Genomic DNA, 16,206 nt, shown 5'->3' on the forward strand with positions numbered 1-16,206 from the left:
AAAAAAGCATCCCTGCTTAGATTCTGTGGCTACAGAAAGGAAAAGAGAGCCCATTTATACAAATGGGCTCGAACTGAATTAGAAGCTGTGGATACGATCGCGGAATACCGCAAAGTCTGCACTGTTGCCCACCATGACCTGAATCTCCGCCGCCGTCGATAACCCGGTAGTGTTCCACTGAACCTGAGCAGATTGGCTGGCCAGGTTAAAGGTGACCGAGCAGGATCCCTGAGACACAAAACACTTGGCTTGAGCAGCGTCCACGCCCACCCAGGTCAGGTCGTAGGTCAGCACAGTCCCACTCACCACAGACGCATACTGCTGATCGCTCATGACTTCCATTGCCGGTAAACGCTCAATGGCAAATTTGCCATTCACGTACACATCGCCATTGTTAAACGCCACGCTTTTTGGGAAATCCGGTGTGGCATAGGACTGAATCAAATAGGTCGCCTGGGGGTCGGACGTGTCAAACACTTTAACCCCGTGATAGGTATCGACCACATACAGGCGGGTACCTGCGGTATACACTTTAGCCGCAAAACTGTTTATACCCTGATTTTGCCAGATCTGCTGGTAACCAGAGCCATCCGCAGCGGTACGTATACTCACCCCTTCATCTGCCGCAGCCAATGCCAGATAGTCGGTGTCCTGGCGGTCATTGGCGATATTGATGTCCACCACTCTCGGAATGACGGTGCTGCTGCTCAGGGTGAGCGGCGCTTCCGGGGAGGTGATATCCAGTACATACAGAGCATATTCGCCGGGGCCGGTTGTTCTTGCCTGATACAAACGGTTCTCGTTTTGCACACCGCCCATGCCCCGTGACCACCCCGGTTCAGTAATCAGGGTTTCATCGCCAAAGGTGGCCAGGTCAGTGTCCAAAATAGCGTATTCCGTGCTGCTGAACCCTTTGCCATAGAGGTGGCTGAGTGGTGTAGAAGAATGTGCCCTGGCCAGATCATAGAAATCGTCGGTTAACTCCCTGACCGTTGCATCGGTTGCTCCACCGGTCAAACTGCGGGACAGGTCATAGCGGCGAAGTTTGGGTAAGACGCTTGGGCCAGTCTGGCTTTTGCTGACATACAATAGTTCATCTACCGGGTCCACCAGCATAGACACATAGCTGCTTCTGCTGCCGCCAAAACCGTCGTAGTAAACTTCACTGGTATCCGCCCAGTTAACAAACTCGATCCCTACGTCACCCAGAACCGCAAGAACCTCTGTCGCTCCGTTGGTGTAAAAGTGGAAATCGTACATAGGTGCCCGCCCTTCAACTGCAGGCTCGTATGCTCTTTCCGCCACCGGTGATGAAAATGACAAGCTGGGCACCACAATCGCACGCTGGCCACTATCCACAACACAGGACAAGCGCGATAAGTTCACTCGGCACTTCTGTAACAGGTTGTTCCCCTCCAGCCAGATATTCATCATCGACACCTGTGGCAGCAGGGGGTTGGTCAAATCCAGTTTTTGCAGGGTTTGCCCACGCACGGCGTAAAGCGCGTCGCCTTCGCTGCCAATAAAGTCACCAATATAGTTTAACGGCCCGGTAAGTTCCTCAACGGTTGGCCAGTTGGTGTTGGCTTGCCACAATGAATAGGCTTTGCGTTTTGCACTACTGACGGTATAGACATAATCGTTACGGGCAAAAAGCGATACCGTGTAATCTGCCGTGGAGAATCCGAGCAATGTTTTGGCGCCGCGGGATAGCAGCGCTTCCGGGGAACTGGTCACACCTTTAAAGACTTCAAATCTGGGGTTAGTGCCACTCCAACCGCCGAAGTAAACGTAGTCGCCATCGATGGCCATGCTGGTCACACCATAGGGGGCACTTAGAAATTGGATATCAAAGGTATAACTGGTTAAAAAGCTGCGCATGTAAGTGTCAGCCGTACCGGAGAGGTTACTTGGGTCCAGGTTAGCGACCCTTGCAGACACAATACCCGCCGCTTGATCAGCAGCACTTTCGTAGCCGTAACCAATCATGTAGGTTCCCACGACCTCATAGTCCACCCAACGACTAAGGCTTATACCATGAGTCACAGAAGGTTGGTCAGTGCTCACATCCACAACAAACAGATAGTAATCCGTGTCGGCATAGAGCGTATTGCCATATTTCTTAACGGACTTACCGTACTGTGAACTATTCGCCGGGTTAAAGTGGCTAAACCAGACCCGGCCGGTCTCCACCGGGTTGCTCAGGTCGCTCACGTCATAGGTCACAATGCCACCACGAATGATGGAAGGCTCTTCAGTACTGTCCATGGTCTGGAAGACGTAGGCTCGATCGCCATCGAGAATGTAATCGTAAATCACATAGCCTTCCGCCACAGTCGCCAATGACAGCGCGCTACCGAACGAGCCGATTGCAGCGTCTACCGTTGACCCGGCGTATTCCGCCGCCGTTACGGTAACCGTATCTGAGGCGGTGTCCACGCCATCGGTGGCTGTGACCTTAAAGGTGTAGCTGGCGGCATTGCCGGTCAAGCGAGGCGTAAAAGTACAGCTATTTGTGCTGGTCTCAGACAAACTAGCAGTTTCAGCACCTGCTGTCTGCTCCCACACATAGGTTACACCAGCATGATCACTAGGGTTAAGACCGCAGTAAAGACTTACTTTTTCATTCACGAAGTACTGCTGGTTTTCCCCGGCATCCACCGCAAAAGCCGCGCCACCAGACGAACTGGAGCTACTACTTGAACTGCTGGAAGAACTTGAACTCGACGAGCTGGAGCTGCTACTTGAACTGCTGGATGAACTTGAACTCGACGAGCTGGAGCTGCTGCTTGAACTGCTGGACGAACTCGAACTCGACGAGCTGGAGCTGCTGCTTGAACTGCTGGACGAACTCGAACTCGACGAGCTAGAGCTGCTGCTTGAACTGCTGGAAGAACTTGAACTCGATGAGCTGGAGCTGCTGCTTGAACTGGACGAATTAGAGTCACCACCAGAGGAACTGGAACTGCTGCTGGACGAAGTGGAACTACTTGAAGAACTCGAGCTGGATGAGCTTGAAGAACCTGGAATTCCGCCTCCTGATGAACTGGAACTGCTACTTGAACTACTGGAAGAGCTTGAGCTGGATGAGTTTGAGTCACCACCAGAAGAGCTGGAGCTGCTCGATGATGACGATGAAGAAGAACCCATTGGATCGCCCCCTCCGGCACCACCGCCTCCACCACCACAGGCCGCCAAAGCCCCGGTCATTAGTGTGACAAACACCAGTTTTTTCCATGCAAAAAGCATATCCATACACGTCCCCCAATGACGACAAATCACTTTTCAAAATTAAACAGCGGGAACTTTATCCATTTGTCTATGAATACAACATTCAAAAAAGTGTCACGACAAGTCAGTTAAAACGTCATTTATTCGTAAAAATCAGCATGCAATAAACAGTCGGCCAGGCGGACACAAACTGTTTAATTCTGTGACTCACCAAGCTGCGGTTAGTCAAACGATGCCCCATTCAATATACTGTCGGGCTGTATTCAGGCATGTCTGCAAACTGACACCGTGACGAACTAACATGGTTTAACACGCTGAGCTTAAAGCAGCATTCTGCACCCACACATTGGTTAATTTGTCATCAGTCCAATTTCTGGATAGAAGTTACATGAAGAAAGCACTCTCAATTTTATTTGCTGTTCTGGCAGCCATACTCATCGCCTTTCCTTTTGTTGTCTGGTGGCAATCACCCAACCTGGCACCGATACTGGCCGAGCCGATTCTTGAGCAATACCGCCTAACCTTTGCAGAGAAACCCTATTTGAGGCTAAACCCCTTCCGAGCCAAGCTCGAGTTAAAAAACGTAACATTATTGACGGAAGAACAAGAGCCAATACTGGCGGCCAAAAATATTGTGGTGGATTTCAGCTTACGCTCAATTTTTGGCAATACCTTGGTGGTGGATAAAATTGAACTCGACGGCATCTATGTCAATGGCGAGATTAACCAGGGCAAGTTTTCCCTAACTGGAATTGAGTTACCAGAGAGCGAACCGCAACCAGCTGTCTCCGATCAACCGAGGGATATGCGCCCGCTACGCCTTCCATATTTTGTTGCCACAAACAGTTTGGTTGAACTCAATATTGACGGGCAAAAAGTTCAAACCAAACTCAATCGCTTTGACCTGAGCAAAACCACACTGGATATCAGCAACCAAAGCTTTACCCTGGATTTCCTATTACGTGAACTTGAGATCCAAACACTGGACGAGCGTAATTTACAATTTGCATTGAAAAAGCTGGATGTGAATGACTTGCATGTCGATGGCATAAACCAGCAAATCCATTTAACCAGTCAACTGAACCAGTTACATTTAGAAGAAGCAACCGGCTACAAACCGCTTCTGAATATAAACGAAATTAAACTCAACCAGTTAGCATACGACATAGGTAAACAACAACTGACACTCGCCAGTGTGATTCAAGGGTTGGAAATTGGGGAAAAAGCGTCCGAGAAACAACGCCATTTAGCTCTGGATGAAATCACCATTGAGCAACTTATTCTGGATAACGCGAACCAGAATCTCAGCATAACGACTCAGCTGGAAAAATTGAATATAGAGGAGAAAGCAACGGGTAATACGGTGCTTGCATTCGCGGGACTTAAATTACCCCAAAGTCAGGTCAACTGGAAAGACACCGCCGTATCGATTGATACTGCAGAGCTGACAGACTTCCAATTTTCCAAACTGGTTGAAGGTGAAACAAAAACCTCAGGTTCACCACTCGCCAAAATTAAAAACCTGGCCTTGGAAAAAGTTCAGCTACAGGAAAACCACCTGACCGCCGATGCAATTGTTATTGATTCTCTGGAGAATGCGTTATTCATCAACCAGCAAAAACAACTGGCTAACCTGGTCGACCTTTCTTTTGACTCCCCCACAGGAGAGGAAAAGGAACCATCAGAAACCAGTGAAACCACAACAGATAGTGATGAGGAAAAAACGCCCGCTACCACCTTCCATATTAAGGAAATTCGCATTACCGGAAATAGCTTCCTTGATGTTGAAGATCGAAGCGTTAAACCCAGATTCAAACAGCAATACAAAATTGACCGTTTGACCATTAACGATGTCAACAGTCGCGATACTGATATGCTGACCAAACTGGACCTCAGTATCCATGTAGATCAATACACCAAACTGGTCAGCAAATCTGAATTCACGCTTTTTGCGGAACAAAAAAATGGCAACATTAACCTGAAAACGCAAGAGGTGTCGCTGCCCATTTATTCGCCTTACATGACCAACCAACTTGGTATCGATATCAAGGCCGGCCAACTGGACATTGATGTAAACAGTAAAATCGAAAAAAACCAGATAAAAGGCAACATGGTTTTTAACCTGAGAGGGGCAGACTTCAGTGGCGCAGACGAGTATGAGAAATCGTCCTTGAAAGACCAAACCACCATTCCGCTGAACGTTGCATTGGGTATGTTAAAAGATAAGCATGGCAATATTAAGCTTTCCGTACCCATGACCGGTAGTGTGGATGACCCGAGCTTTGGGGTTCGAAGTTTTGTCCAACTTGCAGTAAGGAAAGCAGTACTTTCTACCTCTAAATCTTATTTAATGAAAACCTTTGTGCCCTATGCCAATGTGGTGTCGGTTGTGCAAATGGCTGGCGAATATGCGCTTAAGGTCAGAGTGGAAGACCTCAACTATGCACCGGGTGAAACAGAGATTCAAACCGAAGCCCAGCAGATATTCGCCAAACAATTTATTCAGCTCATGCAAGACAAACCCAAGCTACAACTTAAAGTCTGTGGTTTGGGTATTGCGTCGGAAGTGGAAAAAACGGATCTGAACGACGAACAACACTTAAGTGCAGTATTAACACTTGCCCAACAAAGACAGGAAAAATTTAAGCAATACATACTAAGTAATAGCGAAATCAGCAGTGGTCGATTGTTACTTTGCTCACCGGAAATTGATCGCAGCAAAAAAGCCAAACCCAGAATCGAATTTTCTATCTAACACAAAAAAATATTTCGAGAAAAAAATGAGCCAACTACAAGAACTGGATAAAACACAACAAACGGAAATTGAAGCCGCGACCTTTCGCCGCCTACTTAAACACCTGGACGAGAATAAGGATGTACAAAACATCGACTTGATGATTCTTGCCAACTTTTGTCGTAACTGTCTGGGTAAATGGTACAAAGCGGCAGCGGAAGAACGGGGAATAGAACTGGATTATGAAGACGCACGGCAACGTATTTACGGTATGCCATACAGCGAATGGAAAGATAAATATCAGCTACCTGCGACCGAAGAGCAAATGAAGGCTTTTGAAGCAAAGAAAAATAAGTAGAAAAACCAATTTAGCGGGGCTGTGTAAGCCCCCTGAATCTTAAGGGTTCGCATAAACCTTCGCGCATGGCAGTGCTTTCCCGCACTGCGTATCAAATTAGGCGCTAATCCGGTACGCATCCATATTTAATGCGCCATAGATATAGCTATGATGAATGCGTTCAACCTGTTCATCCAACTCCATCGCACCCAACACAGCAAATAGCGGCAACAAATGCTCTTCTGTCGGATGGTTACGAACGGCATGCGGTGCAAGCCGTCGGTAATCCAATAACGCATCAATATTCTTTGCCAATATAGCGTGATGTAACCAATCTATAAATTCGCGCGCCCACACTGGTGGCGTATTGCTGTGTAAATCCAATTCACTCAGATTATGGCTCGCTCCACCCGATCCGATAATAAGCACACCGGATTGCCTTAAGGGTTTCAGTATTTGCCCCAGCCGGTAGTGATGCTCTGGAGTAAGATGCGTATTGATGGATACCTGAACCACAGGAATATCTGCCTTGGGGTAGATGATGGATAACGGAACCCAGGCACCGTGATCCAGCCCCCGGCGTTCATTCAAAACCACATCCATGCCCGCCTGCTGAAGCAGGGAATAAATTTCCAGAGCAAGCGATTTATCACCCGGCGCCGGATACTGCATAGCATGTAATTCCGGGGCAAAACCATAAAAATCATGCACGGTGTCAGGTTGTTCAGAACTCAGCACACAGACTCTTTCAGAGTGAAAATGGGCGGAAACAACCAACACCGCCCGAGGGGAATTCAAAGTAGAACCAAGCTCAGCCAAAAAGTGTTTTGCTGGGATGTCCTCTGTGGGTAAGTTCGGCGCCCCATGAGAAATAAACAGGGCTGGCATTGTCTTCGCTGTCTTATTCATCATGGGCATCGCCTTATTTATTTCCGGGAAGTGGAGCTGCATACCGGCCATTGCCCAGGAAAAACTGCACAACCAATGCCAGGGTCCAGAACATTGGAAATTCCCAACCGCCACCTTGATTGGAAAAAAGCCAGCCAGCTTGCCAGTGAGCGAGGAAGGTCGCACCCAATAAAATCGGAACCATACTGGCAGAAACCCAGCGGGAGCAAGCACCAATAATCAGCGCAATACCGCCTACGACCTCAATAAAAATGGTGAGATAAGCCAGTATCGCGGGCAACCCCATCGACGCAAAAAAGCCCACGGTGCCTTCCGGGGTAAAGACCAACACTTTTAATAAACCATGTGCCAACGCCATAACGCCCAAGCCCACACGTAACAACAAAGCCGCTAAATCCGGTTGATAGAACTTATTCATCTCTTTCTCCTGTTTCTCAGTGAAATCATTCAGTCGCTATAGACTATCTATCAACTCAATGTTGTTAAATACCGTTTTTATTTAATTTATATCCATGCTATGTTGATAATATGGATACGTTAGACAACATGCGCGCTTTTGTGACCGTCGTAAACCAAGGCTCTTTCAGCCTGGCCGCCGATCAACTTGGCAAATCCCCCCAACTGATCAGTAAATATGTGGCCCATCTTGAAGCACGGCTGGATACCCGCCTGCTCACACGGACAACACGAAACCTGAGCCTGACCGAGGCCGGCGCAGCCTATTTCAACCGCTGCCAACAGATTTTGTGGGATATTGACGATATGGAAGCGGCCATGAGTCACGCCACACAACAGGCCAAAGGGAGATTAAAAATCAATGCCCCTATGTCCTTCGGCATCACCCACCTGACTCCGGCGATTGCCGCCTTTCAGTATGCTCAACCGGGCATTACCGTGGACTTAACCTTAAATGACCGCGAAGTGGATATTGTTGCTGAGGGTTACGACCTGGCGTTACGTATATCCCAATTAAAAGATTCCAATCTGGTCGCCAAAAAACTGTGCCCTATTCGCTTATTGGTGTGTGCCTCTCCCATGTACCTTGAACAATTTGGCGTGCCCCAAAGCCCAGAAGAACTGGCGGATCATCGCTGCCTGCATTACACCTATCAAGAAGAGAAAAATACGTGGTCGTTTACCAAAGACGGAAAAGACTTTACGGTCAAAGTAAATGGACATTTTAATGCAAATAACGGTGACGCCTTGAGGCATGCCGCCGTTGCCGGTGGAGGCTTGATATTACAACCCACATTTATTGTGGGAAAAGACATTCAAGCTGGAAAGCTAAAAGCAGTACTGACCGACTATTCACCAAAGCAACTCAACCTGTATGCCGTATATGCTCATCGGCAATACTTATCCGCCAAAGTGCGTTTATTTATTGATTTTCTTGCTCAGTATTTTTCAGACGCCCCCTACTGGGAACCTTAAAGAATTATCGCACACTAAGTGTGCGATTAGTTCTGATCTACTCACACGAACAATTCTGTTAGCACCATTTTTGCCCAATATATTTATTTTTAGATGATTTTAATCATTTTTTTATTTTGACGAAAACAGTTAGATTTCCACGTCATTTTATTTTAAAGATTTTTTATTCAACGTCGTTAAGCACTCAGCCAATTATTTTTAGACAAACACTAAATCACAAAATGGTTTAGCGGACTCCTTTTGTCTATCAACTTGGCCAACCTACCATCTACAAGAAAGGAACCGACAATGAACAAAAAAATACTCACATTATTTACGTCTATATTATTTTGTTTTTCTGCTCATGCTATTTCGCAACCGGTATCTGGAGAGGACTTAGTCGCAATAGAACCTACCGTAAATCTGGTTCCAGATAAAATCACCGCCACCATCGGCAGAGAAGATCATATTCACTCCCTCAAAGAATTCGACAGTATTAAAGCACTCTACAACAAGAAGGATAAAATTATTTTCCAAATTCAAGGGGTATATCAACGAAATTTCTGTTCACTTGGCACTACTCCGATTACATCGTTTGAAGACAAGCCTGCCAATGAGGCACATCCGAATCTCCTACCTTATTTAACTGGAGTAGATCGAATAAAAGAGATCAAGTTACGAGAAGTGATTATGCATCCTGATGCCACACCGGTGGATGACATCTGTGAGATCACTACCCAGGGGGACCGAGCATATACAACGAACATTTCTTTAAAGCACTATCCATTTATGCCAGCCACTCGGGTATTTCTCATTGACTTAGTCCCGCAGTTTACGTTTCCCGGCCCATTTGTGAATCAGGCCATTTTAATTTTTGTTAAATGGACAGGCGAAACATGGAAGTACGAATATATTCGTGTCGATGATGTGTAGTTTATATTGCCATCACCACCTCAGTTAGAGGTGGTGATAACCGATGGCACTAATTACAGTCGGGATAACCATTACCATAAACATAGGTATTGCTACCGTTAAAACTATTCCAGTTCGGGCTTTGCCTTAAATTACGCACCAGTGTTTTAGCATCACAATTAGCAAGCGAACCATTATTGGTAATTTTGAGATACCCGTTCGCAGGGAAGTCAACGTTATTTAACGCATTCACATTATTCAAGCTTGGGTTATCATCCAGATAAAGGCTGCCAATTTCCTGCAAACTTGCGAGATTATTAAGATTATAAACCCAGTCTGATTGCGTTATTTTCAGACGACCACCAATAGATTGAATACTACCCAGACCAAACAAGGAAGAGTTCCGTAACTGAATGTCGACATTACTTTCAACTTGAACGAGCTGGCTGAGAAAACTACCACTTACCTCGCCCTCCCTTAAACTGTATTCCAGGCGCCCCATTTTTGTTAACACATCCAGGCCGAAAAATTTAAACGGCCCCCAGATATCATTCGGATGAGTTCTTAAATACAGCTTGCCGAGGTACTCTAACGATTCAAAACCGGTTAAATCATTCAGCACGCCAGCGACTACCTCAAGAGTGCCGTTATGTTTTTTTAGGGCAGGAAACCACCAATGCGCAGAACGTGGACGATTGTTGATAACAATTGAGCCGGATACCGTATGCAACTTGGAAAACTTACCGACATTAAAATACGCACCGGCTTCTAATGATAGTTTTCCACCTACTTTTTCCAACCAGGGTAAATAGAAAATCGTAATTTTATTATCCAGGTCAATTGTCAAATTACCCGTTACCTCTTTAACGCATCGATACTTTTCAACGTCCGCCGCGGTATTTAAAGTAAGGTTACCTGTGTGAACAGCATTGTGCACGCTTCTACGAACATTACATTCCTTGAGGTAATCCAGGTCCAGTATTGGAAACAGGATAACCTGCGGATTTAGCTGAACAATCTCACTATAAGCAGAAGCACCGGTTGTTATAGAACAGAGTAAACTCAGAAGTATGAATACCTTTTTCATGTTTGCTTCTCCTTTAGCAACCGGATATAGAAACGACAATATTGGGGTTTTTGCTCTGCATGTGTTGCACAAAGCTGGTTATTTCATTACAACTTAACTGGTCATTATTGTGTATTTTTAAGCTTCCAGCACCAACAATGTAGACATCGTACAAGCCCTGCAAACTGGTGAGCATTGGGTTATCTTCAATCGTTAAACCTCCAACCTGAGGCTTACCCACGCCAGATGTATTTTGTAAGTCATCCAACTTATTTAACGAAAAAACGCCACCGACACGTTCGATTTTTTCCAACCCGTTAAGATCATTTAATCCGCTACTGATTGCTGTGGTATTAGTGATAGTCAAGTTCCCCACCACTTCTGAAATACTGCCCAAACCATACAACCTTGGCATATAGTAAGCAGAAATAAACAGGTTACCACTTACAGTTAGGAGCTTTTCCAGAAAGCCGCCATCGGAGGGATCTGTATTGGATTCGGTATTTTGCACGCTACCACCGTAGATATGGTAGTTTTGCAACAAGCTCAAGTTCGCCAGGCCATTTAATAAAATATTGTTATCCTGAGTTTCATTTTGCAACTCTAGCGTTGTCAGTTCAGTTAATGCATTCTGCCCATTCAAATCCACATTATTGGTTCGAAAATGCACTTTGAGCTTTTTGGCTTTTTTAAGGTATGGCGTATCAACATATTCCAGGTTATTACGCATATCCAGAATCACATCACCACCAACCCAGGAAAGCCGGGGAAAATACACTTCATCCAATGGGTCTTCCCCGATAACATGAAAATCCCCCGACACCCAAGTCAGATAGGGCACAGACACCTGAAAGAAACGATTATCTATCGCGCGGAATTTATAGTGACCGATATTTCGTCCCGAAGATTGAACCCAACGAACACACCGGTACTGATCAATTTCATTGGTATTATCCAGAGTAAGTTGACCTGTGTGGTAGGAGGACTGATCAACACAATCACGTTTATGCGCGTTGCTTTCTTTCGGCAGAATGTAAAGCACTTTATCCAAAGTGAGTTCGGATTTATTAATTGGTGTAGACAAGTCATAAGTGTTGGCAGAAATGCCAATACTTACAAAAAGAATAAGTATAAAGATCGGTAGACGAATCATAACGACATCCTTGTAATAAAGTATCACGGTAGATCAGTTTAGAGGCGCTATAGTGGGGAAAAACAGAATGCTTTTCGACCTTGTTTGATTAATAAAAAATAAACTTTTTTTTGCCAAAAAACGTCATCAAAAACATAAATTCTGTTATTGACGCCACCTCGCACACACTTTACCGAACACGACAATACCGCTACGTATTTTTTATAATATTCAATACCTACAGGTACATGTCTTTATATACCGGATAGCCGGCACAAAAGGCATAGCCCATAAAAATTGGGAATGATAGAAGATCCAGCACTAAACTGTGCGAGGCTGGAGAAAACCGCTACTTATTGCCTGTTTACATGTTCCAGTTCAAATTGATCCAAACACACAGGTTTACCAAACAAAAAACCCTGGAAGTCGGAGCAGCCCAGAGACGTCAATATCTCTCTTTGAGGTTCATTTTCGACGCCTTCTGCAATCACATTCAGACCGAGGTTATTCGCCAGAGCAATAATAGTTTGAACAATTTTGCTGTTGCTCTTGTCACTGATAATATCTTTAACGAATGCTCGATCGATTTTTATTTGATCCAGAGGTAATCGCTTTAAATTCACTAATGAAGAGTAACCTGTACCAAAGTCATCCAGGGAAAAACGCACTCCCATTGTGTGCAGCTGTTCAATTTTTTCTATCGCGGATTCGATATCCACCAATAGCAGGCTTTCCGTGATTTCCAACTTGAGTTTATTGGGGGGCACGTTTTCCATATCCAACACATGTTGAATATTACTGACAAAATCCACCTCACTGAACTGTCGCGCACTGACATTAACCGCCAGCTTTAACCCAGCAGTGTTTTCGTCAGCCGCCCATTTCCCTAACTGATGGCAGGCTTGCTCAATGACCCAGTGTCCGATAGATGCCATTAAACCGGTTTCCTCCGCCAAGGGAATAAACTGCATTGGTGAGATAACACCTCGTTCCGGGTGCATCCAGCGTAACAGGACTTCGGCACCACACAGTTTTCCAGAACAGTACTGTGCTTGATAATAAAGTTGAAATTGATTCTGCGTTAACGCGTTTCTCAGCTCAACTTCCAACTCTGCCATATTAAACTGTGGCGCAAGTTCACCAGAGTCAAAGAATTTAAACGTATTTTTACCAGACCATTTCGCTTGATACATTGCCATATCAGAGCGGGTCATTACATCATCACTCAAGTCATTTCCATCAAAGGGTGTGATACCGATACTACAGGACGAGCGAAAATTCACTTCACATATAGAGAAGGTTTTCTCAAATGCAGACTGTATTTTTTTTGCCACAACGGTGGCCTTATCAAGCACCTGTTTTTTATTGTTTCCCAAACCTTCCAACATAACTATAAAGTCGTCACCACCGATGCGATAAACCGATTGACAATCCAAAACAGAACCACTTAATCGATTTGCCACCTCCTTCAACATGGCATCACCAATTGTATGCCCCCGCGTATCATTCAGATTTTTAAAATTATCCAGGTCAATAAAGAGCAGAGCTCCCATAAGCTCGCTTTCCTTTGCCTGCTTAATGGCGATATCGATTTTTTTTATGAGCGTTCGTCGATTGGGTAATCCAGTGAGAGAATCAAAATAAGCAAGCCGATGTACTTCTTCTTCGTATCGTTTTTGTAGCGTTATATCTTGCAAAAATGCTTCGAAGGTAAAGCCTTTTCCTTCCAAGGGTTTCAATAACGCATTGATGGACACCACAATGGGTTCTTTGGGAAATTTACGTAAACAGGCCTGAAAATCTTCTATTCTTTTTTCTTTGAGTAGCCGTTGTTTGAATTCCTGGTACTCATGGGGAAAATAGAAAAGTTGCGTGGTGATGTTTTTTACTTTGCTAAGCGCAGCACTTTTGTCAGCATAACCACATATGCGGGCAAATGCAGGGTTTACCTGTAGCAGCTTGCCATCTAACTCGGCGTGCACTATGCCATGTAGTGCATTTTCGAATAGCCACTTGTAGCGATTTTTTTCAACTTCAAGCTCATCCAGTTTTTTAATAAGCTGGGGGTAATAGGTCTTGCGTGCGGACAGGGTGCCCAGCCCGATCAGCTTTGTCAGCTCGTCCTGATTGTCTTTAGAGTGCTTCTTCATAAACCGTTGCAATATCCCGTCGGTTAGACGGCCTTGGGTTCGTGATTAAGCATGGGTCCAAAATGGCATTCGCAGACAGGAAAGGTATATCAGCTTTATGCACACCGCTTACAGATAACGTTTGGCATATTCCCACCTCGGCTTTCAATTGCACAAGCTGTTGTAGCAAGCGAGGTTTGATTTCGTTTGCAGTTAATCCTCTGGTATCAATACCCATTGTTTCGGCAATCACTTTAAAGCGCTCTTGTGCCCGCTCATAATTGTAGGCAACCACATGCTCTAACAACATGGCATTACACAAACCATGAGGTAAATCCAAGTAGCCACCGAGGCTATGGGACATCGCATGTACCGCACCCAGAATAGCATTGGAAAACGCTAAGCCCGCTTTCAATGAGCCGAGCATAATATCTTCACGCAGCTTGAGATCGTCCGGCGTTTGAATGAGTCTGGGCAAACTATTATTAATCAGTTTTATCGCATCCAGCGCGTTCATATCAGTTAACGGCCCGGCACCCGTGGAAACAAAGGCTTCAATGGCGTGCACTAATGCATCAACCCCGGTACACGCGGTCAAAAACGAGGGCATAGTGGTGGCCGTTTCCGGGTCAATGAGTGCCACATCAGGCACCACGGTTTTGCTGATGATGGCAAACTTGGTTCGTTCTTCCGGATTGGAAATAATGGCAAACTGAGAGACGTCAGCAGATGAACCTGCGGTAGTGGGAATAAAAACCAACGGAGGAATGGCGACAGGAATAGTATCGACACCTTTAAAATCGATAATGGGTTTGTTATTGGCGGACACGATGCCAATGCCCTTCGCGCAGTCCATCGGGCTACCCCCGCCAACGGCAACGATGACATCGCACTGGGATTCTCGATATAGCTCTGCGCCTGCCATCACCTCGTGGGTGCGTGGATTAGACGAAACACCGGTAAATTCGACCCATTCCAACCCGGCCTCAGCCAGGCTTTCCGTGACATCCTCCAGCCAACCTGCAGCCTGAACCCCAGGATCCGAAACAACAAAAACCCGCCGGGCACCAAAGTTGCGTGCAAAATTCGCGACTGACCTTCTCGCACCCACACCGAATACGATTTCTGGCGATACAAACTTTCTCAAGTCCGAAACTTGCGCATAGCTCATCCAATAACCTCGAAGATATATCCACGACGCGTGATTCACGGGGTCGGATTCAAGACGAGACAGCACACCTGCTGTAGCAAAACGCGCGAGCAGACGCCTGTTAGAGCCAGTTTCGGCGATGTTTGGGGCACATAGCGTCCAAATGGACTTGAGCCTCTCGTTTTGAAGTAGATCCCAGTACTAGAAGTTTAGTTAACCGCTTGGCAAAAACCATTTTGTTAGATCAAATAACGCAAAGAGAATGGCGCCAAAGGGTGGTATACCCCGCAACGCCATGCCCCACCGCCCAATCTAAACAGTGGTGTAAAGACGTGTTATTTCAGCCCCAGAGCTCTACCAACTTCTCTGGCCCAGAAATATTGCTGATCACTGGAAAACTGCCAGTTCATCATACCGCCAAAATCCCCCTGAGCTTTCAGCGGTGTTATTACCTGCTCCACAATAGTTGCAATGGGCAAATACCCGGAACCGGCATCATGCTCGGTTACTGGTAAGCCAACCAGTATTTTCTCAGCGGTGATACCTGGCAAGGCCGAGAAAGCCTTACAAGCGGCAATAATTTGTTCAGGGTTACTACTCCAAGGGTGGTTGTTATAAAACTGCACATTCAACCAATCAATCAGCAAGCCAACTTCGGCCATCACTTGTATGTACCCATCCATACCACTGCCCTGCTGTAAATAGGGTGGCTGCGGCGCATGACTGATCACAAACTTTTCGGCAGGAAGGGATTCTCGAAGATTCTTGGTCAGACTGATCAGAAAATTCACACCACTGTAACCTGCGACACCAGTGAATGCCCCGGTATCCTCCCAATCGATATCAACGCCGTCCAACTGATTCTCTTGCACAAAGTCGGCAATCGATTTGGCCAACTCGTCTTCATGCCCGACCAGAGCCTGATATGCCGCAGAAGACATTTCGCCGCCGCCAAACGAAATCAACACTTTCTTTCCCGCTTCATGTAACTCTTGTATCGCCTGCCGGGTAGTCGAGGTAAGCGAGGTCGATGTGGCTGCGATCCCACCACCAAGCTGCCAGTTTAATGGTGCTTCCGGCCGAGAAAATATGAATGCGAGTATCACATCGGTGTATGGGAGAGATATCGCCTGATCGAGAGATTGTGAGCCGTTGTTGTAATAAGTGACTAACCGTGTATTCATGCCAAACCTCCA

The 16,206-nt window shown here is 45.9% G+C and carries 12 protein-coding genes; 4 read left to right on the forward strand and 8 right to left on the reverse strand.

Annotated elements, in window-relative coordinates:
• Window positions 1–78: 78 nt before the first annotated feature.
• The gene (locus tag P5V12_RS15300; RefSeq protein WP_316953953.1) at window positions 79–3,255 is read right to left on the reverse strand and encodes a hypothetical protein; all 3,177 of its coding nucleotides are present in this window, start codon (window positions 3,253–3,255) and stop codon (window positions 79–81) included.
• A 364-nt stretch (window positions 3,256–3,619) separates the two neighbouring features.
• On the opposite strand from P5V12_RS15300, the gene P5V12_RS15305 reads away from it, so the two are divergent.
• Window positions 3,620–5,986, forward strand: coding sequence for a DUF748 domain-containing protein (locus P5V12_RS15305; RefSeq protein ID WP_316953954.1), 2,367 nt, complete (start codon window positions 3,620–3,622; stop codon window positions 5,984–5,986).
• Window positions 5,987–6,011: 25 nt separating this feature from the next.
• Entirely contained in the window at window positions 6,012–6,323 is a 312-nt protein-coding gene (locus P5V12_RS15310; RefSeq protein WP_316953955.1) for a DUF1244 domain-containing protein, read from the forward strand.
• A gap of 96 nt (window positions 6,324–6,419) precedes the next feature.
• Here P5V12_RS15310 and P5V12_RS15315 read toward each other — a convergent pair whose 3' ends face one another.
• Together P5V12_RS15315 and P5V12_RS15320 are read right to left on the reverse strand one after the other, a co-directional pair.
• On the reverse strand, window positions 6,420–7,214 hold the full coding sequence (locus P5V12_RS15315) for a class III extradiol ring-cleavage dioxygenase (protein ID WP_316953956.1): 795 nt from the start codon (window positions 7,212–7,214) through the stop codon (window positions 6,420–6,422).
• A 10-nt stretch (window positions 7,215–7,224) separates the two neighbouring features.
• Window positions 7,225–7,629, reverse strand: a complete 405-nt coding sequence (locus tag P5V12_RS15320) for a DoxX family protein (protein WP_316953957.1) — start codon at window positions 7,627–7,629, stop codon at window positions 7,225–7,227.
• Between the two features lie 110 nt (window positions 7,630–7,739).
• Between P5V12_RS15320 and P5V12_RS15325 the strand changes: the two genes are divergently transcribed.
• Together P5V12_RS15325 and P5V12_RS15330 are read left to right on the forward strand one after the other, a co-directional pair.
• Window positions 7,740–8,642: a LysR family transcriptional regulator gene (locus P5V12_RS15325; RefSeq protein ID WP_316953958.1), complete on the forward strand. Its 903-nt coding sequence runs from the start codon at window positions 7,740–7,742 to the stop codon at window positions 8,640–8,642.
• Window positions 8,643–8,930: 288 nt separating this feature from the next.
• On the forward strand, window positions 8,931–9,554 hold the full coding sequence (locus P5V12_RS15330) for a hypothetical protein (RefSeq protein ID WP_316953959.1): 624 nt from the start codon (window positions 8,931–8,933) through the stop codon (window positions 9,552–9,554).
• Window positions 9,555–9,603: 49 nt separating this feature from the next.
• On the opposite strand, the gene P5V12_RS15335 is transcribed toward P5V12_RS15330, so the two are convergent.
• The 5 genes from P5V12_RS15335 to P5V12_RS15355 form a co-directional block, all read right to left on the reverse strand.
• A complete protein-coding gene (locus tag P5V12_RS15335; protein ID WP_316953960.1) occupies window positions 9,604–10,620 on the reverse strand; it encodes a hypothetical protein in 1,017 nt (338 codons plus the stop codon).
• A gap of 13 nt (window positions 10,621–10,633) precedes the next feature.
• Complete coding sequence (locus tag P5V12_RS15340) at window positions 10,634–11,752, reverse strand: hypothetical protein (protein WP_316953961.1); 1,119 nt, start codon at window positions 11,750–11,752, stop codon at window positions 10,634–10,636.
• Window positions 11,753–12,084: 332 nt separating this feature from the next.
• On the reverse strand, window positions 12,085–13,881 hold the full coding sequence (locus P5V12_RS15345; protein WP_316953962.1) for an EAL domain-containing protein: 1,797 nt from the start codon (window positions 13,879–13,881) through the stop codon (window positions 12,085–12,087).
• Entirely contained in the window at window positions 13,865–15,031 is a 1,167-nt protein-coding gene (ercA, locus tag P5V12_RS15350) for an alcohol dehydrogenase-like regulatory protein ErcA (RefSeq protein ID WP_316953963.1), read from the reverse strand. Before ercA ends, P5V12_RS15345 begins: the two co-directional genes overlap by 17 nt.
• A gap of 314 nt (window positions 15,032–15,345) precedes the next feature.
• Window positions 15,346–16,194 carry a glycoside hydrolase family 18 protein gene (locus tag P5V12_RS15355; RefSeq protein ID WP_316953964.1) on the reverse strand — a complete coding sequence of 283 codons (849 nt, stop codon included), beginning with the start codon at window positions 16,192–16,194 and terminating at the stop codon, window positions 15,346–15,348.
• Window positions 16,195–16,206 lie beyond the last annotated feature (12 nt).

Origin of the sequence: Teredinibacter sp. KSP-S5-2 (assembly GCF_032773895.1) — a bacterium.
GTDB lineage: Bacteria > Pseudomonadota > Gammaproteobacteria > Pseudomonadales > Cellvibrionaceae.